This window comes from Duganella sp. Leaf61 (genome assembly GCF_001421905.1).
Lineage (GTDB): Bacteria > Pseudomonadota > Gammaproteobacteria > Burkholderiales > Burkholderiaceae_D > Rugamonas > Rugamonas zoogloeoides.
On the sequence record NZ_LMLM01000004.1, the window covers coordinates 89,840 to 116,499 of the forward strand.

Consider the following 26,660-nt stretch of genomic DNA (forward strand, 5'->3'; position numbering starts at 1 on the left):
GAAGCGGGCATGAACCGCATCGACAGCTCGATTGCGCGCACTGGGCGGAACCTGGATAACCTGGGCGGGCGGGGTGCCGAAAACCTGAACCGCGTCGGCAGCGGTGCAGACGCGGCAGCGAGCCGCGTCGACGCAGCGACGCGCAACATCGCCGGTGCCGTCGAGCGCGCCAACGCTGCGCTGGTGGCCGGCAAGAAATCGAGCAGCGACTATTTCGAGGAACTGGCCCGCAGCCGCGGTGCCGACTTGCTGAAGCTAGCACCCCTCATCGCGCAACTGCGCGAAACCGAAGCGGCTCAGGCGCGCGCCAAGGCTGCAACCGACGCTACCACTGCTGCGCAAGTTGCAGCAGCTGAGGCGGCCCGCACCCAGGCTACGGCTCTTCGCGAAGCCGCGCAAGCGCAAAACGTACGGGAGAATTTTCTCGCCGGCTTGCGTGAACAAATCCAACTCTTTGGCAAGAGTGCCGACGAGGTCGCACGGTACAGGGCGGCGCAAGCCGGCTTGGCCGGAGCCGCCGAGCCGCTCATCCTTGAACTGCGCCAGCTTCGTGATGCCCAGGAGGCCGCCAACGCCTCGCAGCAGCAGGCGGCCCAGCGCCGTGCCTCTGGTGACGCCATGCTGGCGAACCTGCGCGAGCAGATTGCCCTGCAGGGCAAGACCGTTGAAGAGGTGCTGCGCTATCGTGCGGCGCTCGCCGGCACCAGTGCCGATGCCGAGCCGCTAATTCAGCAACTCCAGCGCGTCAAGGCTGGGCAGGAAGCTGCCACCGAGGCCGCCCGGGCGCTTGCTGCTGCTCGCCAGCAGGCCGCCCAGACACAGGCCACCGGCGAGGCATTTCTCGCTAATCTCCGGGAGCAAGCGGCCCTGTACGGGAAATCGGCGGAAGAGGTGCTGCGGTACCGTGCCGCCCAGCTTGGCCTGGCTGGTGTCGCCGCTCCGCTGCTGGCGCAGCTGCAAAGTGTCAAGTTGGCGCAGGACGCTGTCACCGCTGCTGCCCGCTCTTCGGCCGAGGCGCAGCGCCAAGCCGCGCAGGCCCAGGCCGGTAAGGACAACTTCGTCGCCAGTTTGCAGCAGCAGGCCGCTGCCATCGGCAAGACCCGTGTCGAACTGCTCGAACTCCAGGCTGCCCAAATGGGCGTGACCGCGCAATCTGCACCGTTTATCCAGCGGCTCCGTGAGGCCGAGCAGGGGCTCAACAACGCTGGCATGTCGGCGCGCGCCAACGCAGCTGCGCTGCGCGGCGTGCCAGCGCAATTCACCGACATCATCGTCAGCTTGCAAGGCGGCCAGGCGCCGCTGACCGTGCTGCTGCAACAGGGCGGGCAGTTGAAGGATATGTTCGGTGGCGCCGGCAATGCGGTGAAGGCCCTGGGCGGCTATGTCATCGGCCTGATCAACCCGTACACCCTCGCGGCGGCAGCTGCTGTTGCTCTCGGCGTTGCGTATTACCAAGGGCAGGCTGAGGCCAAGGCGTTTGCCATGTCGATCGCCATGACGGGCAATGTGGCCGGCGTGACCGCTGGCCAGATGGGCGGCATGGCCAAGGCAGCATCCGAGGCCGCCGGCACGCAGGGCAAGAACGCCGAGGTACTCGCACAGTTGGTTGGTACCGGCAAGGTGGGCGCTGACCAACTGGTGGCGGCGTCGGTCGCGGCCGTTCGGTCCCAGAAGTTCCTCGGAATCGAGGTCGAGAATACCGTCAAGGCATACGCCGACCTGGGCGCCGATCCGCTCAAGGCCACGCTCAAGTTGAGCGAGCAGTACGGTTATCTCACGCTGTCCACGTACCAGCAGATCAAGGCGCTTGAGAATCAAGGCCGCACGCTCGACGCCGCCAAGGTCGCGCAAGCAGCCTACGGTGACGCCATGCTCAAAAAGAGCAAGGATGTTGAGGCATCGCTCGGCACGCTGTCGCGCGCCTGGAATAGTGTCGTCAGCGGCGCCAAGTCAGCGTGGGATGCCATGCTGGACGTGGGCCGGCAGGATAGCCTGGACGAAAAGCTGGAAAAGGCCGAAGAGCGCGTGAAGAAGGCAAAGCTGGCATTTTTCTCATTTGCTGGTAGCAATGCCCAAAAGCAAGCTGAACTAGATTCTGCTGAGCGGGATCGCGACAGCTTGCTGAATCAGCGCAAGGTAGCCGCCCTCAAGGCTGAGCAAGAAGGTGCTGACCAGCGCCGCAACAGGGCAGCAATTGAGTTCTCGGAGCAGGCAGAAAAGTATCTGACCCGTAGAGAAAAGATGCTGCTGGAAATTGATAAGATTACTGCCCTGGCAAATAAGGGGCGGCCAATTGCTGGGTACGATGAAGAGTCGATAAAGGCGGCGCAGGATTACGAGAAGAAGTTCCAGGCTTCTATTGCGGGCATTCGGGGTCAATATGCCGACGTAAATAATGCCGGCATTGCCTCGCAGATTGGCGCCGTGCAGCGGCTTGGCGAAGTGCAAGAGGAGGTGGCCAAGCGCGCCCGAATCAACCTTGACATGCAGCAACAGAGCGGTGGCTTGCAGACGCTGGACAAGCGTATTGCCTATGCCGAAGCAGTAGCGAAGATGGATGAACAAGCCATCCAGCGCGAGAAGACGCGCGCGCAACAGCGCTTGGCGATCACCGCCACGGAGACCGTATCAGCAGACCAGCAGGGCGCCCAGCAGGAGAAGCTTGCCGCCTTGCGTGGACAGGTCGCAAAGGCCGATCAGGAGATCCTCACGCGCCGCGCCGAGTTATCGAAAGAAGTGTTTGGTCTGGAAATCGCCGACAGCCGCGCTGCGCTGGACGCGTTAGATAAATTGAGCGAGGCTCGATTTGCAGAGGTCCAGTCTCTGGAATCCCAGATCCAAGCACAACGTGACGCCAATGCAGTTATCGGTATGACCGCCGAGCAGGCCGTGGCATACAACCGCAAACTGGTTGAGGAGGCTGCTTTGCGCAAGGAGGTCGATGCTGCATTGCTGGCTAATATTCCAAGTCGCGCTGCCGAGGCTGAGGCATTGAAGCGCAGCGCCGCCGCCATGCGGGAGTTGTTCGAGGCCCAGCAGCTGGGGGCTATGAAAAAAGACTTGGCCGACTTCCTTGACCCGAACAAGGCCCAAACTTTCGGGGATGCCCTGCGCGATGCATTCGGCGGCGCTGGTAGCGCGCTGGTGAAGTTGAGCACTACCTTCCAGTCCTTCGCCAAAGGTCAGAAGGACTTCGCTAAACAGCGTGCTAATGCGGCCGAACTCTACCTCAACGGTCAAAAAGATGAAGCGGAATATACCCGTGACATTACCAAGCTGAACAAAATGCAGGCGCATGAGCAGTTGAAGGGCTATGGCGACATGGCCGGCGCTGCTGCAGGCTTCTTCGGCGAACAGAGCAAGGGCTACAAGGTTCTGACCACCGTGTCCCAGGTGTTCCATGCAGCCGAGCTGGCGATGACGCTGGCCGAGCTGGTGCCGAAGGGGATCAGCGCGGTGCTGAGCCAAGGTCAGGGCGACCCGTACTCGGCTTTCGCGCGCATGGCTGCCATGGCGGCGATCGTTGCCGGCCTGGGAGTGGCTATCGGTGGTGGCGGTGGTGGCGGAAAACCCATCTCGCAGCAGCGCCAGGAGACCCAGGGCACCGGCACGGTGTTCGGCGACAGCACCGCGAAATCGGATTCGATCAAACGCGCGCTTGAGCTGATGTCCGACAACAGCAGCATCGAGTTGACGTACACGCGCGGCATGCTGTTGTCGTTGCGCGGCATCGAGTCGTCGCTGTCCGGCCTGGGCAATCTGCTCATTCGCAATTCAGGACTGACCGGCGAAATGGCCAGCGGCAGCCAGGGTAGCGCTGCAAATTTCCTCACCTCGACGGCTGGGACTGTGTTGCTCACCGGGATGTTTGCACCACTGGTGATGGCGGCGGATAAGTTGCTCGGCGGAACCATTAGCAAGTGGACCGCGTCAATTAGCAATGCCGTGTTCGGTGGGAAAAAGACTGTCCAAGACACTGGCTTCACTATCGATCGTACAACGCTGGCTGCTGCCTTGGCGGGAAATGTCTCATCGTTCCAGTACGCGGACATCAAGAAAGATGGAGGGATGTTCCACAGCGACAAGACGAGCACCGATAAATCTAGCTTGGGCGGCGAGGCTAACGCGCAGTTTGCGAAAGTGATTTCCGGGCTTGGAACGAGCGTATCTGAGGCGGCAAAGCTGTTGGGCGTCGGCGGCGACGCCTTCACTCAGCGTCTGAACACCTTTGTGATCGACATCGGCAAGATCAGCCTCAAGAACTTGTCGGGTGATGAGATCCAGAAGCAGCTGGAAGCCGTGTTCTCGAAACTTGGCGACGACATGGCCAAGTTCGGCGTGGCCGGGCTGGATCAATTCCAGCAGGTCGGCGAGGGGTACTTCGAGACCCTGACCCGCATCGCGTCGAACTACGCAAATCTCGATTCCATCCTGGCGTCGAGCAGCACGTCGTTCGGCCAGGTTGGCATGTCCAGCATCGCGGCGCGGGAGCGCCTGATTGCGCTGGCTGGCGGCATCGATGAGCTGGCCAGCGCACAGGCGAGTTTCAACGACAACTTCCTGACCGAAGCCGAGCGGCTGGCGCCGGTACAGAAATATGTCACCGACCAGCTGGCGGCCATGGGGCTGCAAGGCATCGATACCCGCGACAAGTTCAAAGACGTGGTGCTGGGCCTGGCCAACTCGGGCGCGCTGGCAACCGAGGCCGGCGCCGCCCAATACACCGCGCTGCTGGCCCTAGCCGACGCGTTCGCAAAAACGCACGCGGCCACGGAGGACCTGACGAAGAGCGAGCAGGAAATCGCAGACGAGCGCAAGGACCTGCTGCAGCAACTCGACGAGATCACGAAAAGCGAAGCGGAGCTGCTGGCCATCCAGCGCGCCGGCATCGCCGACGTGAACAAGGCGCTGTTCGATCAGGTACAGGCAGCCAAAGCTGTGGTATCGGCCAAGGATGCACTGTCTGCGGCTTACGACCGCGAATCGTCGGCGGCCAAGACCGCGCTCGATCGCTCGAAAGCGTGGGTCACCACGCTCAACGGCCTCAACGCCAATCTGGCGCTGGGCAACCAGTCCACTCTCACGCCGGAGCAGAAATACGCCGAGGCGCGGGCGCAGTTCGAGAAAACGCTCGCCGCCGCCAATGCCGGCGACACGACGGCGCAATCCGGGCTGTCGGCGGCGGAGCAGGCATTCCTCACGGCCTCGCAGGTGGTCAACGCGTCGGATGCCAAATATGCGGCGGACTACGCACGCGTGATCGCAGCCAACCAGGAGGCGGCGAAGTGGGCGAGCCAGCAGGTGGACCTGCAGCAGGCCAGCTACGACGCGCTCGAAGCGCAGGTCAAGAGCCTCATCACCATCAACGACAGCGTGTTGACGGTAGCCCAGGCCATCGCCAACCTGCAAACCGCGATGGGCGTCACCGACAGCATGGGCGTGAAATTCACGAACGCCCCGGCCGTCACGGCGATGGCAGTAGCTGCCGCGCCGGCGATCGATTTCAGCCGATACCAGGCTGGGTCGAATGCCGGCTCGGATGCGATGGCGGCCGAGATCAAGGCGTTGCGCGAAGAGGTGAAGGGGCTGCGTGCCGACCAGGCAAAACAAACCGGCGCGATGATCCAGTCGAACGAGCAGGCCAACGCCAAGGCCGCCGACAAGGTGGTCAGCGGTGTCGAGAAATCAGCCCAGGCTTCGGCCTGGTCGTCTACTGTGAAAGGAGAGTACGCATGACCGATGAGCAATTCATGGTCTGGCTGAAAAACCCAGCCGCAGTGCGCATGGTGCTGATCGAGGCGGAGGTGAATTTGGACGGCGCCGAGACGACGCGCTATATCGCCTCTCGGGAGTACGTCACCGGCCCGGCCGACGTGCCAGCCAACACGGTGTATCTGCCGCTCGCCAAGGGAGGCCTGGCTTTCACCGAGCAGGTCAGCCTGACCGGTGAGGCCTCACTTTCGAGCGGCGATATGGAGTTGGATAATGGTGATGGCGCCCTCGACAGCTGGCTGGGCGACGTGTGGCGCAATCGCCGCATTCGCGCTTGGTCCGGTGATCCAGCCTGGCCACGCGCTGAGTTCCGCCTCGTGTTCGACGGCATCGTCGATGATGTGGGCAGCTCGAGCCGGGACACCGTCAACCTGGTGCTGCGCGACAAGCTGCAGCGCCTGAATACGCCGATCAGCGAGGCCAAGTTGGGCGGCACATCGCCCAACAAGGACGCGGTGCTGCCGATCCCGTTCGGCGAATGCCACAACGTGGCGCCACTGCTGACCGACCCGGTGACGTTGGAGTATGGATTCCTCGGCGCGGTGGAATCGGTGATCGAGGTGCGGACGAACGGCAAGCCGCTGGCCGTGACGCCCGGCAGCCAGCCCGGCCGGTTCAAGTTGACCAGTGATCCGTTCTCGACGGTGATTACGGCCAGCGTGCAGGGCGACAGCGGCGGCGGCTACGCCCCGCGCATCGCGCCTCTGGTGCGCCGCATCGCCACCGCGTACGGCAAGGCCTCCGACCGCTTCACCGATGCCGATATCGACGTCGCCAATCTGGCCGCGTTCGATGCCGCGCACCAGCAGCCGGTGGGACTGTTCGTGGCCGACCGGACAAACCAGGCGCTGGCCATCCAGCAACTGGCCGCCAGCGTTGGCGCGCAGGCGATCATGTCGGCCACCGGCCAGCTGCGCCTGGTGCAGATCGCGCTGCCGGCTGCCGGCACGCCAGTGGAGATCGGCCCCGACCAAATGCTGGCGAACTCGCTGCGCCCGGCCGAGCGTCTGCCGGTGGTAGCCGCAGTAAAAATCGCGTTCGACCGCAACTACACCGTGCAGGCCAACCTGACCACCAGCATCCCGCCCGAGCACGCCGATCTGTACGCCACGGAGTGGCTGACCGAGACGGTGGTGGACGAGGCCGTGCAGGCGCGGTACCGGTTGACGGATGACCCGGTACAAATCGAAACGTGCCTGAAAACACGGGCCGATGCGCGGGCCGAGGCCGAGCGTCGCTTGGCACTGCGCAGGGTGCCCCGCACGATCTACGAACTTGACGGCGAGCCTGAGCTGGCGGTGCTCGAGCTGGGCGCTCCGGTGGTGCTGCGCGACGATCGCTGGGGCCTGGCCGCCGGCGCGCCGGGTGTGGTGGTGATGATGCAACGAAACTGGCTGACCGGCCGTGTAACTGTAGGAGTAATGGTATGACGGCAATCGTAGGCGAACGCGACACCCTGATCATGAGCACCGTGCCGCGCTACGCCGTGCCCATCGACCGCGCGCTGCTACTCACGCCCAGCGCCACGATGTTCGAAGTGTCGATCACTGGCGCGCCGACGCCGGCGGTGATCACGTTCTCGGCGCTGATGCTGGGCGCCGTGGGCGAGATCGCATTCTCGGCTGATCCGACGACACCGCTGACCGTGGCCAACGGCAACGCAGTGCTGAAATTCGAGGATATGACCTCCAGCATCGTGACAGTGACGGCCAGCACGGTCATTGATGGCCTGACTTACATCGCCCGCCAGACGGTCGCCAAGCAGCAGGCGCTCGATCTGCGTCCGCCGCCGGCACCGACCGTCCTGGCCACTACCGGCCAGCCGGCCGCGATTCGCCTGAACTGGAGTGCACCCCCGGCCAATTACGTCAATCTCGACTACACCGAGGTCTGGCGTGCGGCGGTCAACAACATCGCCCAAGCGGTGCCGGTAGGGCGCGCGGATGGGCGCGAATTCACCGATCCGGTCGGCCCGGGCAAAACCCTCTACTACTGGATCCGGTACGTCTCGCGCGCCGCGATCCCGGGGCCGTTCAATAACAGCACCGGCACGGTCGGCGCGTCAGCCGCCGAGGTTGAGCATCTGCTGCAGGTGCTGACCGGACAAATCCGGGAGGGTCAGCTTTACGCTGATCTGGGCGCGAAGATCGACTTGATCACAGACCTGTCAGATATGTACGGCGACACAGCGTCAGCTGCTGCATCGGCGGCCGCTGCTGAACTGGCGCGTGCCGCTGCTGCGGCCGCTGCCGGTGAGGCTGGTGAATATAAGACTGGTGCCGCCCAGTCGGCGACAAGCGCGCAGACGTCCGCATCAAGCGCGGCGACTCGGGCTACCGAGTCCGCCCAGTCAGCCACCAATGCCAGCGGATCGGCATCGGCAGCGAATACCGCTGCAGGCGTCGCTACCCAGGCTCGCAACGCTGCAGGGCAGAGCGCCGAAGCTGCGGTGGTGAGCAGCCAGTCGGCATCGAGCGCAGCCAGCAACGCCGCCGGCAGTGCGCAGGCGGCTGCCAGCTTTGTCCAGCAGGCGCAAGCGATCCTCAACGACCCGATCACAGGGCTGGTCGATAAATACGCGGCCGTGAAGATTCTCGCCGACGCCACGGCCAGCGCGCTCGATGGTGCGCGGGCGCGGTATGCCGTGCAGCTCGACACTGATGGCGTGGCCGGGGGATTTGAGCTGATAGGCGGCGGCGGTCGTATTGATGCTGGCTGGCGCGCCACGTCGTTTTTCATCGCTGGTCCTGCTGGTGGCCCGGTGGCGCCGTCGGTGCCGTTCATTGTGCGTACCACGGAAACGGTGATCGGTGGCGTCACCATCCCGATCGGCACCTACATCGCCGACGCCTTCATCCAGAACGCTTCGATCACCAACGCGAAAATTGGCGGCGACATCTGGTCGAGCAACTGGGCGCCAGGCGCCAATGGCAGCGGCTGGTATCTGCAGCGTAGCGGGGATTTCTATGCCAACAGCGTGCGCCTGCGCGGCAATATCGCCGGTGGCGCGTACACCGGCTATGACTGGCCGGACAACGGCGGCACAGGGTATTACCTCGGTCCTGAGGGCCTTCTGTTGGGAAATTACGCTAGTGGAAAATACGCGCAATTCGAGTCGAATGGAGATATCCGTACACCGCAGCTCTCCAGCATTGGTGGCAAGGCCAAGTTCGCTGGCGAGCTGGAGGCGGCAAGCGGTAGCTTTGCCGGGGAACTTCGGGCGGCGACTGGCACGATTGCGCTGCTTCGTAGCTCGGCTACGGGGCCTCGCGTTGAACTGACCGGCACCACTGAGCATACGGGTACCGCCGGTCTACAGGTATTTGGGCCAAACACTGGAAATCCAGTGCAGGGGCGTGTCGTGCGATTGGGGCTCTGGTAATGCCGGCCGGGCTGCAGGTATGGGACGAGGCCGGCAATCTCATCATCGACACGTCAACGTTTATGGGGCGGTTGATCGCCAGTATTGACGCGAGTGCTATGTCAGGTACCGCTACGGTGCCTGGACTGGACCAAGGCATTCCGTTTGCCATTCCCATTTTAGATGTGGGCACCGGTGTACAGACGTACGCGACGGTATCGATGCCGCAGGTGAACTTCTCCGGCAATTCTGTGAGTTGGACGCGGCAGACTCCGGCCAGCGGCGGCGCGCCGGCGTGCCAATTGATACTGGGGGTGCGGTAATGGCGGCAGGGATGCAGGTCACCAATGATGCTGGAACATTCCAAATCGACGGGGTGTTCAAGTGCTTCGTCCTCGTGCGCACGGTGGTGGTTGTCACGACTACTGGAAACAACGTGGGCGTCCAAACAAGTCGCGGCTCCACGCCCATGAACCCTGGCGAGATAGTCGCGATCAGAAGCTATGCGCCATGCGCCATGATAAGCGTTGGTCCGGGAGCTTTAGTCGTAAGCGCCATAGGTGGCGTCGGTACCGAGATAACCTGCTACTTCTTCGCGCCGATTACAACTTCGAGCGCGACATATGGGCTACAGATTTTCAACGAGACAACAGGCGATCTAGTTTTCTGCGCGGCGAAAAAGCCTTTGCGGTTCGTGGGCTTCCCGGCGGGGAGCGGCTCTTTCACTTACGACGGCAGTAGGACGTATGCCGCCATCGCGATGAATCAGTTTTACGAAGTTGATAGCGACACTGCGGCGGTCGGTGGTGGCCGATATTTCCAGAGACTCAGCATGGCCCGCTCGCGAATCACCAGCATCAGCGGTGGCATCAAAATCTCGCAAGAATTCGAATACGCCTATTCGGGAACAGTCTCATCGCCCGTCGGGCCACCGCCACCTCTTCCGCCACCGCAGGCCAGCGCGAGTATCGGGCTGCACGCGATTATCGACGTCACCAATTACTAGAGCCAATGAACAATTTACGAATTTTGCACGATAACGCCATCGACCGGGCGGTGCTGACGGCATCAAGCCAGGCCGGTGCTCTGGGCCCGGCCAACCTGCAGCGCGATGAGCGGTCGGCGGTGCTCCGTGCGGTCGGCATCAACGTGACGATCACGGCTACTTGGCTAATGCCGGAATTGATCGCCTGCGTGGCGCCGATCCGCACCAACATGAATAGCTCGGCGCGCATGCGCGTGCGCGGCTACGAGCGCCTCGGTGACGCCGCCCCAGTATTCGACACCGGTGTGATCGTGCCGTGCCCTGAAGCGCCATTGGGCGCGTCGCCGTTCGGCTACCTGCCGCTGGGCTGGAACGGCTACAAGTGGGGCGGGGTCAACACATGGGCGCGCGGAGGCGGTTCGGACGGCGTAGCCTGGTTCGAGCCGGTCAGCGTGCGCCAGCTGGTGATCGAAATTTCGTCGATCGACAACCCGGACGGCTATATCGAGGTCTCGCGGCTGGTCGCCGGCATGTACTGGGCGCCGGAATACAACCCCAGCTACGGTGCCAGCCTGACGGCTGTGGACACCAGCGAGGGATACCGAACTGCCGCCGGCGCCGCTAAAACGAACGTCGGTACCCGGCACCGGCTGCTCAACATCAACCTGGAATTCCTGACGCGCCCCGACCGGGCGCGCCTGGCTCGCATCGTAGACGAATGCGGAACAGTGCGCCCACTGCTTTGCAGCCTGTTCCCCGAACACGCTGATCCGGTGCTGGAGCAGCAGCACATGCTCTACGGCCGCATTGCCAACATCGACGCCATCAGCGCGTCGAGTTTCGACATCTATTCCGCTCCACTCCAAATCGAAGGGTATTAAAAAATGGCAAACAAATTCAAGGCGGGCATGACCAATTTTGTTGAGGTGCTCAATCAAATGTGGGATGCGTTCGTGGTTGGCCCGTATAACGCACTTTCTCTTGCTGGCGGTCGAGTGATTGGAACCTTGTTTGTTGGTAGCGGGATTTCGTCGAGCTTCCTGAACCCGGCGCCTGAGATGTCAAATGCCGTTGCTGGAGCCATGTTTGAGCCCTTTCGCTTGGGCGTGTCGCAGACTCCGTCGAACTGGCCAGGGTTCTGGAGCTTCCAGACGAGCCAGGGGTACGGATCGTCATACAAGGACGGTTACCGCCTCGCCATCAGAGCCTACGATAGCGAGACTGCGCAATTTACAGGCTCACTACTCAGTATCGATGGGGGCGGACAGGTTGGGGTAGCTGGAAACCTTCATGTAGGTGGTCTGGTTCAGGCGGGGAACGCAGGTGCGCCGCGCCACGGCATGTACAAGGTAGGGGGCATGAGCACCGAAATCCTATGGGTGGGCCGCCAGGGGCAACCCTCTCCATGTATTGCCATGAACGGTTCCGATGGTCAGGGCGGATGGGGTATAGCCGGCTCAGTGCTCTACGTAGGTAAAAATAGCTCTACGTCCCGATCCGCCAATTTCTCAGGCACGCTCAACGCGAGCGGCGCCGATTACGCCGAGTACATGGTCAAGCGGTCCGATTGTAGCGAAGTGAAAGCAGGCCAGATTGTTGGCATCGATGCCGATGGCCGCCTCACCGATAGGTGGGGCATGGCCGTCGCGTTCGCCGTTAAATCGACCAATCCTTGCATGGTTGGCGGCGACGTCTGGTCGAGCCACCTGGGACCGCGTCCGGAGGCGCCCGTGCTGGTTGAACCGCTGTCCGCACCGCCTGTTCGGACAGCGGTCACAGCTGTCCTGGAGGGCGATTCGGATGAGGCGTGGGCGCAGCGCCTCGAAACTTACGCTGCGGCCGTGCAGTCACATCAGGCGGCTACGGCCGACTACACGATTGCCGAGGCCGTGTATCAGGCTGACGTTACAAGATACGACGCGGACCTGGAGGCTGTCCGCCAGACGGTGGACCGCATCGCGTTCGCTGGCCAAGTGCCGGTCAACCTGCAGGGCGCCACGCCCGGCCAGTTCATCGTGCCGGTGCAGGATGGCGACGGCATTGCTGGTCTGGCCATCGACGAGGCCGATATCACCCTGCGCCAATACATGCGCGCCCTCGGCCGCGTGATCGCTATCGAGGACGACGGCCGCGCGCGGATCATCGTCAAGGTCGCATAAGCATCACCCGCATCACCACGACCCGCTACGGCGGGTTTTTTTACGCCCACAGAAAGGCAAACATGCCAGCAGATGAAACAGTAGATGCCGCGCGCCATAGCGCCAACCAGGATCGGATGGCGGAGATGGAGCAGCGCATCGGACGCGTGGAGGAGGTCGTCGGCAAGCTGGCCGCCGACGTGCACACCATGAAGGGCAACCTGGCTGCGAACACGTCCTTTAGCCGCGAGGCGGCCGAGGGTATCGAGGCCATCAAGCAGCAGCTGGGCCAGTTGGCCCAGCTGGACATTCCGTCTCTGAAAGACATCGCGGAATACATGAACAGCATGCGCGGGGGCGTGCGCGTGCTGGGCTGGCTCGAGCGGCCGGCGCGGTGGGTTATTGCGATCGCGGGCGCCGTCGGCGCGCTGTATGGGATTTTCAAACTGAAAGGCTGATATGAAACTTGAACTGATCGAAGACTGGCGGGCTGTGCTCACGCGGGCATGGTCGATGAAATTCAGCACCCTGGCTGCCATCCTCGGCGGCCTGGAGGTGGGCGTCCAATTCGTGCAGCCGGCCGGCATCCCGGGTGGCGTGTTCGCCGGCATCGCTTCGGTGGTGTCGATGTCCGCCGCGATCGCGCGCCTGGTCGCTCAACGTGAACTGTCGGGAGGCGCCAATGGCAACGCCTAAACAACGGGCGGCCGCCGCTGCCGCGCTGGCCACCGTCATCGCGATCCCCGCCGAGGGCATTCGCCAGTTCGCCTACTACGACCCGCCCGGGATTCTGACCGTGTGCTACGGCCACACCGGCGCCGACGTGGTGGCCAAGCGCCAGTACTCGATGGACGAGTGCCGCGCGCTGCTGACCGCCGACATGCAGCAGGCCGTCGCCCACGTCGAGCGCTGCGTGCCTGGCCTGCCGGTACCGGTGCTGGCCGCGTTCGCAGACGCGGTGTTCAACCTGGGCCCGATCATCGCGTGCGCGCGCGCCAGCTCGACAGCGGCACGCATGCTGTACACCGGCGACCTGGTCGGCGCCTGCAACCAGTTGCCGCGCTGGGACAAGGCGCGCGTGCTGGGTACCATGGTGGCGCTGCCGGGCCTGACCAAGCGCCGCGCCGCTGAGCGCAGCCTTTGCCTGACGGGCGTGCCGTGAGCGCGATCGAGCTGGCCGGCGGCGCTGTCGTCGCCGGCATCTGGAAAGTCGCGGCGGTGGTACTGGCCGTCCTGCTGCTGGTGGTGACCACTGGCGCCGGCACGGGCTGGTGGCTGGCGGCAGCAGCGCGCGACCAGGCGCTGGCCAGGCTGGTGGCGGAGCAGGGCGCTAGTGCCGAGCTTCGCGCCTCGATCGGTGTCCAGAACAGTGCCGTCAAGTCGATGCACGACGCGACCATTGCGGCCGACAAGCGCCGGCGTGCCGCTGAGGTGCTGGCTGTTGCCGCCGGCCGGCGCTACGATGGCGCCCAGGCCAAACTGGCCGGAGCGCGCGCCACCACCTGCGACGAGGCCATGCCGTTCGTGAACCAGCTGCTGGAGGATGTTCGATGACGCGAATGAACCAGAAACTTGCGATATATCGAAATTTCGCAAGTTTGAGCTTTACCGCGCTGCTGGCCGGCTGCGGCACCGCGCCACCGGCGACGCAGACCGTCTACGTGCCGGTGCACACGCCGTGTTTGAAGGACGTGCCAGTGGCGCCGGTGTACGAGTTCGACAAGTTGCCGAAGGATGCGCCGTCTGGCGCCAAGGTTCTGGCGCTGGCTCGCGACTGGACAGTCGGACGGAAATATGAGGGGTTGGTGGAGGCGGCAATGGCTGGCTGCCGGTGAAATAGAAATGCCGAATTAGCCCGACAAGCCACTTATCTTGCAGGGTAGGCTGGCCGGAGACAGCATCGCTGCGCGCACGCCACGGGCGCCATCCTCGAAGACATATTGAACATTGCCGTTCGAGTAAGTGTCCATGAACACTTTGTTATAGGCGCGATCGAGTTGGTACCATGCACCGGAGGGGCTAGCGCAATTGACGACGCAGCCACTTGCCCCGCAGTTATAAACTATTCGGGTGCTAGCAAGTTGGGATTCAGCTTGGGCTTGGACCGAGGAGGAAGCCGCGATGCTGAAAAGGGCCAGAATTGTCGAGATAAGTTTCATAAAATATCCATGTTGTGTTCGTACGGAAACATTGTACTTCTTTTTGCTCTAATGTTGCCTCGCGGATATAATATTTTATTGATCTTATGATAGGAGTCGTCTTCGCCACGCCCTGGATTGCTGTCACATTACTGCATCTCGAAGTCTTTGCCGGTCTAAACGCAGCACCCTGAATTCGCTATACTGTACGCATATACAGTATTATTGGAGGGTGAAATGCGTGTGCGGATCTTGCGCAGGCGAGAGGGCGGTGCCTATCTGCCGGAACCGCTCCGGGTGGGCTGCACGCCTGCGCCGTTCGAGCTGCTGGTGGTCGAGGTCACGGATCAGGGCAAGCGCAGGCCGTCGAAGGTCGCGCGCCTCTATGCGCCCGGCACGAAGAGCATCGTGGCAGAGCTGGCCAGCGTGCAGCTGCTGTGGCTGAAAGGATTTGAGTTCGTGCTGCATGGCGTGGACATCATCGCCAACGAGCGCGGCCCGGTCCACGCGGCCCAGTCCTGGATGTGCAAGCTCGACGAGCCGCTCCACGTGGTCGGGTACCGCATGCGCGGCATCTACGATCGTGGCCTGGAGCTACCGCGCCGCCAGCTTATGGATCGACCATCCTATGTCAGCGAAGGAAAGCTGAGGATTGGTGGCGCCATGGACGAGCGCCTTGGCCGCAACGCCACGCGGGCGGAATTCACCAATGCCAGCCGGCACGTCGGCACGCTGCTCGACTGTGAGCTCGAATGGATGAGCGAGGAGCGATTCCAGTTGTCCGGGTTCCAGCACTACGACGCCTACGGCGATGATCCGGCCCGGCTACTGCGCCAGGGTTGGCTAATCGATTTCGACATCAAAACGCCTGAGCAGGTGGCCTATGTGCGCTCTGTGCAGAAGGGGCTTCAAGGGGGCGGTGACCGTCGCTGATCGAGTGGTTCCGACAGCACGCGGACGATGACGCGGAACGGCACGCCCGCGCGATCCATGAAGGCGGCAGCGGCGGGGCGGCCATCCTGTTCTGCTAAGATCAGGCCCACCATTACGGTATGGGCGGTGGCACGATCGGGGCGTGAGCGTCGTTCGGAAAATACCATCATTAGGAAATTTTAGACTCGCCTCGTTTGCGATACTTGATTTTGGTCAACGCACGGTGCAGAGGCGCGCGGGTGGTCAGCTCCTTGTTATACTGTATGCTCATACAGTATTTAGGATAACTCATGGCAATGCCAATAATTCCATGGATCGGCGGCAAGCGTCGTCTGGCTGATCGAATCGTCCCGCAATTTCCTAAGCACAGTTGCTACGTCGAAGTCTTCGCCGGCGGCGCCGCCTTATACTTCATGCGGCCGCCGGCAGATGTGGAAGTAATCAACGACGTCAACGGCGACTTGGTTAATCTATATCGAGTAGTGAAGAACCACCTGGAAGAGTTCGTTCGGCAGTTTAAATACGCTTTGTCGAGCAGGGATGTGTTCAAGTGGTTGCAGGCCACGCCGCCGCATACTCTCACCGACATCCAGCGCGCGGCGCGCTTCTTCTACCTGCAGCAGCAGGCGTTCGGCGGGAAGGTTGAGGGGCAGAGCTGGGGCACAGCGACGACCGCGCCACCGGTGAACCTGCTGCGCATCGAAGAGAACTTATCCGCTGCGCACCTTCGCCTGGCAAGCGCGTATATCGAGAATCTGGACTGGTATGAGTGCATGGAGCGCTACGATCGGCCCCATACGCTTTTCTATCTCGATCCGCCTTATTGGCAGACAGCAGGCTACGGTGTGGACTTCGAATTCGACCAGTACGAAAAAATGGCTGATTTAATGTCACGTCTGAAGGGCAAGGCCATTCTTAGCCTGAATGATCATCCTGACATCCGCCGTGTGTTCGCGGCCTTTCAGATGGACGCCACCGGCATCAATTACACGGTCGGGGGTGGGAAGGGCGCAGAGCGCAGCGAGCTTATCATCTACAGTTGGGATAGGGACGCTGAGCCCGCCGGTCTTTTCTGACCCGCTGACGTGGGTTATTGAGGTAAGCCAAGCATAGCAAAATCAACGACTTACAGAGCAGGCATTCTATAATGAATAACCCAGTGTTTGCTCCGCAAGTCTATGATTTTCAAGTCCAAAGTCTAAAGCGACTATCTGACTTCTAAGCTGCTGCTCGCCTTAAAGCCCCCCTAGTCGATCCTCCGGGCCCAAAAGTTCAAGCGCTGCTGTTACGCGTTCTCTGCCGATAGACTGAGCTACTTTTAAAATCGTCTCATTCAAATTTAGGCCGTCAGCGAGCAAATTTTTTATTCGCTGGGCATCCCGCTCTGCTCCTGGTCCGGGTAACTCACCGGGTTTGCGTGAAGCTCTCCTCGCTGCTGCGAGTGCGATTGCAATCGCAGGTACAACGCTATTGGATGGGGATACCTCTTTTAGTTCTTCGATCATTCTTACACGCTGACTCAATCCTCTGGTGATCGCTAAAACTTCTTCGAGCATGCTGCTCTCGGTGCGGGCCTCGATCACTGCTTCTTGAGGATAATCCTCCAGAATCTTCGCGAAATCTTTCTCAAACTTGGGCCAAAACGCTTCGAAAACTGCATTTAATATAGCGGAGTCTAGTGGTACCTCGAGAGAGGAATTGAGCGTTTCCGCTAAACTCATAAGCCCATCTCTTGTCGGCATTGTATGGTTAAACTGGGCAAGTGGATCCTTTATATCGTGAGGAGCAAGATCGACTAAAAAGGTGCATACCTTATTTGTAGGTAATCCCTTCGCTAACGCCCCAGCCTCGAATAATATCCACGGGCTAATTTTATTTTCATGGGTCAAACAGATAATTCCCACACTGGTATCCCGCAACTCATTATTGATTTCGGTAAACCATACTGACCCACGCCCAATTCCTCTCGTAGATATCCAAGGACGGGCCGCTTGGATGACGCATTTTGTCCATTCAAATAACAGCTCTGAGGCCGCCTTGCTTCTAGCACCAGACCAACTCATGAATACCTTCATTCTCTCCCTTTCTGCGTAGCGGCGGCTCCATCAAGGCCGTTTTGCCTTGTCCTAAGGAGGAGAGAGCTACATGAAACAAACCACAGATTTTTAACGAATTGTTATTTTGATACGGCGCAAACGATAAGTTGCCATTGGATTGGTCCAGATCCGGCGGCATGCTGGTGATGATTCTGAGGCGGAAGAACGTGCCCCTTCGCAATCCCTATTTCGTCACCGCAGGAGGTGCAGCGATAAATACCAGGATCCGGAGTAGAGGAACCAACAGGGTAAATTTTATCAAAATTGGCGTGTTGATTTTGTTGTAGAGCCTGAGGGTATTTGTAAAGTGCCATATCTTTTCCCGGTTAATTTTTGACCATAAAAATTTCTTCTTTTAAAAGTCGCTTAGAGCAACGTAGAGCATCGTCTATTTCCCAATGGATATCAATATGTATATCCTTAAACATAAGTAAATAAGTCTATTTGTTGCTTTTATGATACATAGATGCTTTGTGGAAACAATCTACACAGGAAAAGATTGTGCGCGTGCTAACTGGCGGACGCTATGAAATGATTTCCGCAACCATTGAAAATTTGCAGTCGAAACAAGTGCTTAAGAGAAGATTTTTTCGAGTGTTGCGGAAGGAATTTTGAAGTATGTGCTTGATTTATTTTGATAAATCGAAAGACTTGAAAACTGCCGACGGTTTGCGCCGTTCGTGAGTTCGAATCTCACCGCTTCCGCCAATAAATGATGTAAGCCCTTGATTTCAAGGGTTTTTTTCGTCCATTCAAAATCTACCCACGCTCGTACCCACGCTGCAAGTTCCGCAGCTGATCCCTCGGTGGGGGCAGCCAGATGGACGACTCCCAGGCAGCAGCTCCAGCAAGGCCGCCCTAGCAACGAAGCACCGGCGCTCCCAGATGGTGTTGCCACTGTAAAACCGGGAAAAATGCCTAGCAACGACTTTGTCCTCGGCCTCAAGTGGGGCGGGGGAGGGCACCAAAAAATTTTCCAGTGATAATGCGTGAGCTTTCAAGGTGAAAAAATTGATATCGTTGAGTCTGTAGGCTAGTTCACCTCGTTATACACAAGTCTGACAGCAAGCTGATGGCCCCGAAAATTCCCGTTTACATTCAATGAGTTAGGCAAGCCCTTGTAAACTGAGACGAAATCGCGTTTACTCTCATCTTTTGCATGGCGCAATTGGCAAACAGATCGGCAGGCTGGGCGGAGACGGAATTCGAGCAACTTGATCTGGGCGATGCGCGCCTGAACAAGCGAGCGAGGATATTGATGGAACGATTGGCGGCCGATCCGACGGCAAGCGTGCCCAAGGCGTGTAACGGCTGGGGCGAGACGGTGGCGGCCTACTGCTTTTTCGACAACGCGGGCGTGGACTGGCGTGACATCCTGGAGCCGCACTGGCAGCAAACGCAACAGCGCATGGGCGTAGAGCAAATTGTGCTGTGCCTGCAGGACACGACCGAATTGGATTTCAACGGCCAGCAGGCGCGCGGCTTGGGGCCGCTGACCTTCGAGGTCCGGCGTGGCATGTATCTGCATCCGACCTATGCCGTTACGCCTGAGCGCGAGCCGCTGGGCATCCTCGATTGCTGGATGTGGGCGCGCGAGAAAAAGGATGTCTCGGGCAAACGCGATGGGCCGAAGGAAAGCCTGCGTTGGATTGAAGGCTATGATCGGGTGGCCGAGTTGGCGCCGCAACTGCCCGCCACGCGACTGGTGTACGTGGCCGACCGCGAGGCCGACATGCTGCCGCTGATGGCAGACGCTCAGGCGCTGGGCAGTCCGGCCGATTGGCTGGTGCGCGCCGCTCATAATCGCTGCCTGCCGGACGGCAACCAGTTGTGGGCGCATACCTGCGCCGCAGACCCCGTGGGCCAGATCGAGTTCGCGTTGTCGGCCAGGCCAGGCGTACAGGCGCGCACGGTGCGCCAGCAGTTGTGGGCGCGCCGCGTCGAACTGCCGGCGGGGAGAGGCAAGAGCGTGAGCGCGACCTGCATCGTGGCACGCGAATACGACGCCCCGGCTGGTGTGAAACCCATCGAATGGCGACTGCTGACCAATCGCCGCGCCGACACGGCCGCGGACGTCGCCGAGCTGATCGACTGGTACCGCGCACGGTGGGAAATCGAGATTTTGTTTGACGTACTCAAAAATGCGTGCCGGGTCGAGGCGCTGCAACTGGGCGCCATCGAACGCATTGAACGCGCCTTGGCACTGTACCTCGTGGTGGCGTGGCGCATCGCCCATTTGATGCGGCTTGGCCGGACCTGTCCCGACCTCGATGCCGTGCTGTTCTTCGATCCGGACGAGATCGAGGCTGCCTATATGCTGCGAGAAAAGACGCCGCCTGCTCAGCCGCGCCTCAACGATGTCCTGCGACAGATCGCCTGCGTCGGCGGTTTCCTGGCCCGCAAGAGCGATGGTGAACCAGGCGTCAAAACAATCTGGCTTGGGCTGAAGGATGTCCATGTCGCGGTAAAAACTATGCGGCTGCTACGTCAACGTGGCCAACCGGGGACTTGTGTATAACGAGGTGAGGCTAGTTAGGGATTGCGACAATTACTTCCGACGTACCCAAAGCTTAGAAGAGTGCCTAAAAATAAATTTTGCATCGAAAGTCGGTTTTACGGCGGATGTGCTACTCGTCGAAAAATTAGTATGTAAATAGATTATTTAACTACGTCGATTTATATTGAAATTATCAGGTCATGAAATTTAAAAAAAGTAAAATTGGGGTTAATGATTTATGTCCTTGTGGGTCAGGGAAGAAATATAAGCGCTGTCACGGTGGGACTGATCCAGTTCCCGTTGAAAATCCGGGTGCGCTCGATTCGAGAATGAGAAAATTGGCTCCTAATCCGGTTTGCTTGGTGCCGAATTCTCTTAAATTAGAATGTCGAGGAAAAATAATATCCTCCCATACAGTTTCTCGGAGCGGTAGTTTAGGTTTAATTGAAAAAAATGGACACGTTTATTCTTTCAAGGTAAGCGTGCAAAACCTGCAAGCGCAGGGCGGTCGGATCGAGCCCCATTTAACTGGTTGGAAAACGGCGTCAACGTTTCCAGGATTTTGCGCTCATCATGATAAATCAGTGTTTTCTCCTTTGGAGGATAAGGAATTTACCGGAAGCCCTCAGCAATGCTTTTTATTATCCTACAGGGCAGTGATTTGGGAGTATTACTCAAAACTAAAGGCTGCCAATAGCTCCCCCTTCAGGCAAGCGCTGGCGCAGCCCAAAGATAAGTTCAGTAAGGAACTAATCTCCGACTTCAACGCTGTAAATGATTTGGCACTAAACGATATGAGCTCTCGCAAAGTAGATTTTGAGAATAAGCTCGTCGAAAATGATTGGTCTGATTTTCATGGGATACTTATCGAATTCGATCGAGTTTTTCCAATTCAATGTTCCGCATTTTGGTCTCCTGCAGAGGATATTTTTGGTAACCAGATTCAAAATATTGGGGTCACTGCAAAAGTCCCCGCTGGTGGCGCCATAGCTTCATTTGCTGCAGATAAAAAAAGCTATTTTCTTTTGAGTTGGCTTAAGAATAGCGATCACGTTTTAGCTAAATTTGCTGATTCTCTGCAGTCAGTTTCAAAAAATGATGTTGCAAATGTAATTGCCGCCTTTCTTTTGTTGACATCGGATAATTGCCATATTTCACCCGCTTGGTATAACGCCCTGACCGAGCATGAAAAGAATTGGGTCAATCAGGCGATGCACCCGATAACGTCTGCCATCTTAAGGACCTTTAAACATTCGCAATTCGGCCCTATAAAAAATATTTCGGCTATAAAGCTCACAAGGTTTTAATGGGTAATTAATATTTACCATTTAAATATCGAGTAGATAATGTTTTTATGGGTGGATATCGTCCCTTTCCGCGACATTTCCCCGCTCTCTCATCCAATGATGTCGCCGCGATCCATTCTGCGCAGTACCGCCGTGAGGCTCATATCGGACAAGGCTGAGCTTCGGCTTCGGCCAGGGAGCACTGCAGCATCGATTCGCGGCAACGCCTTGAGCAGTGTGAGTGCCGCAGTGGAAAGCGGGACGCGGTGTTCGCGCCCAGCCTTCATGCGCGCGGCCGGTATCGTCCAGATACCCTCATCCAGATCAATCTCCGCCCAAACGGCGCCGCGCACCTCACAAGTGGGTATTTCGGTCCATCGTGCCCACTGATTCCGGCCCATCGTGCCCACCGATTCCGATCCATCGCGCCCACTCATTCCGGTCCATCGTGCCCAGTTTGACGGGGTGACCGGAATCACTGGTCACGATACCGGAATCGGTGGGCACGATACCGGAATCGGTGGGCACGATACCGGAATGGCCGGTCACGATACCGGAACGGTGTCGTATCACGCCGAGATGATGTTACGCATATAGCAACCGAGAGGGTACGCTTCCAGCTTTTTTTGGAGATAGCGTGCCCGCACCGAGGATCAATATGCGTAAGATAAAAGATTTACTGCGTCTGAAGCTCAACGCCCAGCTGTCGCACCGGCAGATCGCCGCTGCATTGGGGATGTCGAAGGCTGCCGTGACCAAGTACCTTGGCCTGGCCGCAGCGGCGGGCCTCGATTGGATGACGGTCCAGGCGCTTGATGAAGCAGCACTGGAGAGGCGCCTGCTCGTTGCGCCAGAACGCCCCCGAGACCACGTGCAGCCCGACTACGGTTACCTGCACCAGGAACTGCGCCGCAAGGGGATGACCTTGATGCTGCTGTGGGAAGAGCACCGCGCCGACTATGCCGATCGCCAGACCTACGGCTACACGCAGTTCTGCGAAAATTACTGTCGTTTCGCCAGGCAGCTCAAGCGCTCGATGAACAGCTCCACCGCGCCGGCGAGAAGCTGTTCATCGATTACGCTGGCCCGACCATCGCGCTCACCGACGGCAGCCGCGCCCACGTCTTCGTGGCCGCCTTGGGCGCCTCCAGCTATACCTACGCCTGCGCGACGCCACGTGAGACAATGGCCGACTGGCTCGAATCGACGGCGCTTGCGTTGAGCTTCTACGGCGGCGTCACGCAGCTCATCGTACCGGACAACCCGAAGGCAATGATCGCCGACGCCAACCGCTACGAGCCACGCGGCAACGACACGGTGCTCGACTTCGCGCGCCACTATGGCACCTCGATCTTGCCTGCCCGGCCCTACCATCCGCAGGACAAGGCCAAAGCCGAATCGGCGGTGCAAATCGTCGAGCGCTGGATCATGGCACGCCTGCGCCATCAACAGTTCGCCAGCGTGCACGAGGTCAATCAGGCGATGGCGCCGTTGCTCACGCGGCTGAACGACAAGGCGTTCCAGAAGCTGCCAGGCAGCCGCGCCAGTACCTTCGCGGAAATCGACGCGCCGGCCCTGTTGCCGCTGCCGCTGCAACGCTACGAGATGGCCCGCTTCAAAACCGTCAAGGTCCACATCGACTATCACGTCGAGGTTGAACGCCACCGCTACAGCGTGCCGCAAGCATTGGTCGGCCAGGAGCTCGAGGCGCGCATCACCACGGCCGTGGTCGAGTTGCTCCATCGTGGCCAACGCGTCGCCAGCCACGTGCGCAACAGCCGCGTCGGCGGCTTCACCACGACCCCGGCGCACATGCCCGCCGCCCACCGCGCCCAGATGGAATGGACACCGCAACGACTGATCCACTGGGGGACCAGTATCGGCCCGGCGACGGCCGAAGCGGTGACCCGATTAATGGCCGAAAACCGCCATCCCGAGCACGGCTATCGCGCCTGTCTTGGGCTGCTGTTGCTGGCCAAACGCTATGGCAAAGAGCGGCTCGAATCGGCGTGCACGCTGGCCCTGCAGATCGGCGCCTGCCAGTACCGCCATGTAAACGACATCCTGAAGAACAACCGCGACCAGAGCAACCTAGTGGCCGCCGAAGAATGGGGCAGCCCCGAGCACGTCCACCTGCGCGGTCCTGGCTACTATCAATAACGATATAAACAATATAAATTATACGGAGCATGGCGATGATGATGCACAACACCCTGGCGCAACTGCGCACACTGAAACTCGACGGCCTGGCCGCCGGCCTGGAAGAGCAACTGGCCCAACCTGGACTGGGCGCGTTGAGTTTCGAAGAGCGCCTGGCGCTGCTGATCGACCGCGAAGTCCACGCCCGCAATGACCGCAAGCTGGCGCGACTGCTCAAGAACGCGCACCTCAAATATGGCCAGGCCGCCATCGAGGACATCGACGCGCGCGCCGGGCGCGGCATCGACCGGCGAGATGTCATGAGCCTGGCCCTGGGCAACTGGGTCAGCGCCGGCCACAGCGTGCTGGTGACCGGCCCCACCGGCGCCGGCAAATCATGGCTGGCCTGAGCGCTGGCGCAGTACGCCTGTCGGCGTGGATACTCGGCGATCTACCAGCGTGTACCGCGCTTGCAAGAAGAACTGCGCATTCGGCACGGCATTGGCGCCTTCGGCAAATGGCTGCTGCAACTGGCCAAGACCGACGTTTTGGTGCTCGATGACTGGGGCATGGGGGCCATCGACAGCATGACGCGTTCGGATCTGCTGGAGATCATCGACGACCGCGCCGGCAACAAGGCCACCATCATCACCAGCCAACTGCCAGTCGAACACTGGCATGCCTGGATCGCCGACGCCACCATCGCCGACGCTATCCTGGACCCCGTCATGCAGCGCAACCACCGCTTCACGCTGACCGCCGACTCGCTGCGTGCCCAGCGACCTAAAACAGCTAAAAAGGAGAAAAATATCGACCCATCGTGACCGCACCGACTACAATTTAACCGCGTAACACCATCTCATGCGCAAGTGGGCACGATAGACCGGAATGGGTGGGCACGTTCACCGAAATACGCAATCGCTATACGCTTCCCCTGCACTGTCTGATCTGCGGTCGTACCGGAACCGCATTGTGGTCCGAGAACGACTGGCCGTCAATTTACCCAGGCATCGGCTGCATGCTGGACCAAGTGTCGGATGGGTTTAAGATCGTTGTACCTCGCGATACAAAAGGCGACAGCAAGGCTTGCTGTGCTGAGTGTGGGGTTGAAGCATAAAAAGCGGAACAAATCGTTTTGACAAGAGCGTGATGAATAGCCGAAAAAAATTATAAAAAAATTTAACAAAAAATGAAAACTTTGCTCATTTTGGCGATGTTGCTATCCATAGTTGGATGCGCTAACAAGGATACTGGCATCGCAGGCGCCAATGATCAGACTCGGGTTCGATATATCATCTGTGGCATTGGGGAATCAAACTGCTTTGTAAGTGCAAGGTTCAAAGATATGAGCGGATGTGAGAGCCACAAAGCATGGTCGGAAATGCTCTGTGATAGCCAGTCCACCCCAGGGACGATGGTTTGTAAAAAAGAAACTGGATCGCAGATCACAACATCCCACTGCACACTCTAGGAAAATAAATGCCCCTATTTCAATTGCAAACACCGGGTGACATGCTTTCAAAGGCAAAGCGCGAACGTAAGAGGATGGCAGACCAGATCGACGTCGATCATGTATACAATTTTTTCACTACGGTAACTCACATATCCGATTACGTTGGGCACACTGGCTTAGTTAGGCAGGCCGATTTGGATGGATTTCGAAATAATAAAATTTTCAAGCTTAGCCGAGATTTGTGTGACGCGGGGAAGCATTCCAAGTTGACTAAAATCGGCCGGATTACCCCTTCAACTGAGGCGTACGAAAACAATATGTTTCTTGCTCCTTTTGGAGCGTGGAACTTTGGGCCGCAAGCGGAGAACTGGATGGTGCACTCAGACGACAAGTGGATCCACATATCTGTGATTGCTGACGAAATACTTCTGTTGTGGTCACAGTTCTTCAAGCAACATGAAATCGACGACAAACCAAGCAACTCAAGCCTGTAGGAAAATCATGCGAAAGATCAAACTGACTGTTGAGCAGCAACCCAATGGGACCTTATCCCTCTGGATTCAAGACGAGGCATTGGGCAAAGAAGGGCTTCATCGGGGCGGTTATGCCTTAGCAGAAAACAGAGACCATGCGAGTTTCTATCGAGCAGCGGCGCGTGGCATTGCGGATTATGCTTCCGTGGGCGACCAGGTTACCTACATCGACCACAACAACTAGGAAAGTGAAGTGAATACGCAATTTGACCGTTTAGTCTCCGCACTTAAAAGTGATGAATTTGGAACATCGCGAAAACAAGCGGATGTTTGCATTCTTGAAGTTCAAAGTCGACAGGGGAGTAAGGCTTTTAGACGAGTTGATCGGTTGCTGGTCGAAAAGCGGGAGTCATTTGAGCGAGACTCTGCCGGCAATGTTCACCGAGGCCAGCTGCGCATCTTTTACTGGGATCTCGGAAACGACCCTCTAGCTGGTGACGTGCCAGATGGTGAATTTGCAGCCTGCTACGATCGTGGCTTCAATTCCGTATCGATTACCTCAGGCTGCCTGTCAAGCGGTGGCTACGTTCTGATCGAGCCCAGCCGTCTTCGTGGCGCAGGTCTGGGAAGTTACTTCATGAACCGCGCTGTACAGTGGGCAAAGCAATGGCCCGAGGCACAGGTACGGCCGATCGAACTACCACGAGGCGAGGCGAAGGGGACAGCACAACAGGCATTGCGCATTCATTTTTACGGAAAGTTTGGAATCGAGTTCGATTTCACAGGTGACGTCGCGCCCACCGGCACATCCCGCCCAATGCAAGCTCGCGACCTAGTGGTAATGACATCGCGGAAAGAGACGATTACAGAACGTAGTGCAGTGGTTTTTCTTCGTGAGCGTATTCAAGACGCAGAGCATAGCACGGCAGAAATCGTCTTTCTGAGACGTAGTCTAAAAGAGGAGGGCATTATACTCAGCCAAGCTTACCAACACCCGATCAAATGGATGTTTCAAAGACTGGTAACTGATAATTTGACCAGAACGGGCTTCGTTGTTGCTTTTATGGTCGTCATTGGGCTGGGAATATACCGTACGTTTTGAACCGGAAGATGACGATTTCAAAACTGACAGACGATGAGGAGGATGCACTTGTGTAAGCGTGTTCCCAGCGCCTTCAGCTTGGTTCGGACAGGGTGCTGCGCAAGCACTTTTAATGATTGATTAGAAGGACCATTGGACGATGCTGTCCGACTTGTCAGCAGCGGTTGTAAACTGATACAAGGGGGATGCGGACAAAATCTTGGACTATTTGGGAGTAGTCCATGTATTCATACGAAGAGCGCCTTCGGGCAGTAAAGCTTTATCTGAAGTACGGGAGGCGCCTTCAA

General features: G+C 58.9%; 21 protein-coding genes and 2 pseudogenes. 21 read left to right on the plus strand and 2 right to left on the minus strand.

Translation table 11 applies throughout. From position 1 onward, the window contains the following. Positions 1–9 precede the first annotated feature (9 nt). The 12 genes from ASF04_RS06910 (at position 10) to ASF04_RS06965 (ending at position 14,091) form a co-directional block, all read left to right on the plus strand. Positions 10–5,736, plus strand: coding sequence for a phage tail length tape measure family protein (locus ASF04_RS06910; protein ID WP_056139358.1), 5,727 nt, complete (start codon positions 10–12; stop codon positions 5,734–5,736). Then, positions 5,733–7,202: a hypothetical protein gene (locus ASF04_RS06915; protein ID WP_056139361.1), complete on the plus strand. Its 1,470-nt coding sequence runs from the start codon at positions 5,733–5,735 to the stop codon at positions 7,200–7,202. Before ASF04_RS06910 ends, ASF04_RS06915 begins: the two co-directional genes overlap by 4 nt. Next, positions 7,199–9,154 (plus strand): hypothetical protein, encoded by a 1,956-nt coding sequence (locus ASF04_RS06920; RefSeq protein WP_056139363.1) that lies wholly within the window; start codon positions 7,199–7,201, stop codon positions 9,152–9,154. Before ASF04_RS06915 ends, ASF04_RS06920 begins: the two co-directional genes overlap by 4 nt. Next, complete coding sequence (locus ASF04_RS06925; protein WP_056139365.1) at positions 9,154–9,456, plus strand: hypothetical protein; 303 nt, start codon at positions 9,154–9,156, stop codon at positions 9,454–9,456. Before ASF04_RS06920 ends, ASF04_RS06925 begins: the two co-directional genes overlap by 1 nt. 11 nt (positions 9,457–9,467) lie before the next feature. Then, the gene (locus tag ASF04_RS06930) at positions 9,468–10,139 is read left to right on the plus strand and encodes a hypothetical protein (RefSeq protein ID WP_156368558.1); all 672 of its coding nucleotides are present in this window, start codon (positions 9,468–9,470) and stop codon (positions 10,137–10,139) included. A gap of 5 nt (positions 10,140–10,144) precedes the next feature. Then, a complete protein-coding gene (locus ASF04_RS06935; RefSeq protein ID WP_156368559.1) occupies positions 10,145–10,999 on the plus strand; it encodes a hypothetical protein in 855 nt (284 codons plus the stop codon). A 3-nt stretch (positions 11,000–11,002) separates the two neighbouring features. Beyond that, the gene (locus ASF04_RS06940) at positions 11,003–12,277 is read left to right on the plus strand and encodes a hypothetical protein (protein WP_156368560.1); all 1,275 of its coding nucleotides are present in this window, start codon (positions 11,003–11,005) and stop codon (positions 12,275–12,277) included. Between the two features lie 62 nt (positions 12,278–12,339). Next, positions 12,340–12,714 (plus strand): hypothetical protein, encoded by a 375-nt coding sequence (locus ASF04_RS06945; RefSeq protein ID WP_156368561.1) that lies wholly within the window; start codon positions 12,340–12,342, stop codon positions 12,712–12,714. Position 12,715: 1 nt separating this feature from the next. Beyond that, positions 12,716–12,952, plus strand: a complete 237-nt coding sequence (locus ASF04_RS06950; RefSeq protein ID WP_056139374.1) for a hypothetical protein — start codon at positions 12,716–12,718, stop codon at positions 12,950–12,952. Beyond that, positions 12,939–13,418: a lysozyme gene (locus ASF04_RS06955; protein WP_056139376.1), complete on the plus strand. Its 480-nt coding sequence runs from the start codon at positions 12,939–12,941 to the stop codon at positions 13,416–13,418. The genes ASF04_RS06950 and ASF04_RS06955 overlap by 14 nt, the downstream gene beginning before the upstream one ends. Then, positions 13,415–13,810: a hypothetical protein gene (locus ASF04_RS06960; RefSeq protein ID WP_056139378.1), complete on the plus strand. Its 396-nt coding sequence runs from the start codon at positions 13,415–13,417 to the stop codon at positions 13,808–13,810. Before ASF04_RS06955 ends, ASF04_RS06960 begins: the two co-directional genes overlap by 4 nt. 5 nt (positions 13,811–13,815) lie before the next feature. Continuing rightward, on the plus strand, positions 13,816–14,091 hold the full coding sequence (locus tag ASF04_RS06965; protein WP_056139408.1) for a hypothetical protein: 276 nt from the start codon (positions 13,816–13,818) through the stop codon (positions 14,089–14,091). A gap of 15 nt (positions 14,092–14,106) precedes the next feature. On the opposite strand, the gene ASF04_RS06970 is transcribed toward ASF04_RS06965, so the two are convergent. Next, positions 14,107–14,415, minus strand: a complete 309-nt coding sequence (locus ASF04_RS06970; protein ID WP_056139381.1) for a hypothetical protein — start codon at positions 14,413–14,415, stop codon at positions 14,107–14,109. A gap of 216 nt (positions 14,416–14,631) precedes the next feature. Here ASF04_RS06970 and ASF04_RS06975 point away from each other — a divergent pair, with 216 nt between their 5' ends. Both ASF04_RS06975 and ASF04_RS06980 read left to right on the plus strand, forming a co-directional pair. Then, the gene (locus tag ASF04_RS06975) at positions 14,632–15,327 is read left to right on the plus strand and encodes a hypothetical protein (RefSeq protein WP_056139382.1); all 696 of its coding nucleotides are present in this window, start codon (positions 14,632–14,634) and stop codon (positions 15,325–15,327) included. A 290-nt stretch (positions 15,328–15,617) separates the two neighbouring features. Next, positions 15,618–16,403: a DNA adenine methylase gene (locus ASF04_RS06980; RefSeq protein ID WP_056139385.1), complete on the plus strand. Its 786-nt coding sequence runs from the start codon at positions 15,618–15,620 to the stop codon at positions 16,401–16,403. A 159-nt stretch (positions 16,404–16,562) separates the two neighbouring features. Here ASF04_RS06980 and ASF04_RS26585 read toward each other — a convergent pair whose 3' ends face one another. Further along, a complete protein-coding gene (locus tag ASF04_RS26585) occupies positions 16,563–17,402 on the minus strand; it encodes a TIR domain-containing protein (RefSeq protein WP_082488601.1) in 840 nt (279 codons plus the stop codon). Between the two features lie 1,180 nt (positions 17,403–18,582). Here ASF04_RS26585 and ASF04_RS06985 point away from each other — a divergent pair. The 7 genes and pseudogenes from ASF04_RS06985 to ASF04_RS27370 all read left to right on the plus strand — a co-directional run bounded on the left by ASF04_RS06985 (position 18,583) and on the right by ASF04_RS27370 (position 26,373). Beyond that, positions 18,583–19,941: an IS4 family transposase gene (locus tag ASF04_RS06985; RefSeq protein WP_056139386.1), complete on the plus strand. Its 1,359-nt coding sequence runs from the start codon at positions 18,583–18,585 to the stop codon at positions 19,939–19,941. Positions 19,942–20,120: 179 nt separating this feature from the next. Beyond that, the gene (locus tag ASF04_RS26595) at positions 20,121–21,227 is read left to right on the plus strand and encodes a YecA family protein (protein ID WP_082488603.1); all 1,107 of its coding nucleotides are present in this window, start codon (positions 20,121–20,123) and stop codon (positions 21,225–21,227) included. Between the two features lie 616 nt (positions 21,228–21,843). Then, positions 21,844–23,366 (plus strand): annotated as a pseudogene (gene istA, locus ASF04_RS06995) (IS21 family transposase). A 35-nt stretch (positions 23,367–23,401) separates the two neighbouring features. Beyond that, positions 23,402–24,169, plus strand: a pseudogene (gene istB, locus ASF04_RS07000) (IS21-like element helper ATPase IstB). A 655-nt stretch (positions 24,170–24,824) separates the two neighbouring features. Next, entirely contained in the window at positions 24,825–25,292 is a 468-nt protein-coding gene (locus tag ASF04_RS07005; protein ID WP_056139390.1) for a hypothetical protein, read from the plus strand. Positions 25,293–25,299: 7 nt separating this feature from the next. Then, complete coding sequence (locus tag ASF04_RS07010) at positions 25,300–25,515, plus strand: hypothetical protein (RefSeq protein ID WP_056139393.1); 216 nt, start codon at positions 25,300–25,302, stop codon at positions 25,513–25,515. Positions 25,516–25,524: 9 nt separating this feature from the next. Next, positions 25,525–26,373, plus strand: a complete 849-nt coding sequence (locus ASF04_RS27370; protein ID WP_156368563.1) for a hypothetical protein — start codon at positions 25,525–25,527, stop codon at positions 26,371–26,373. Positions 26,374–26,660: the final 287 nt, after the last annotated feature.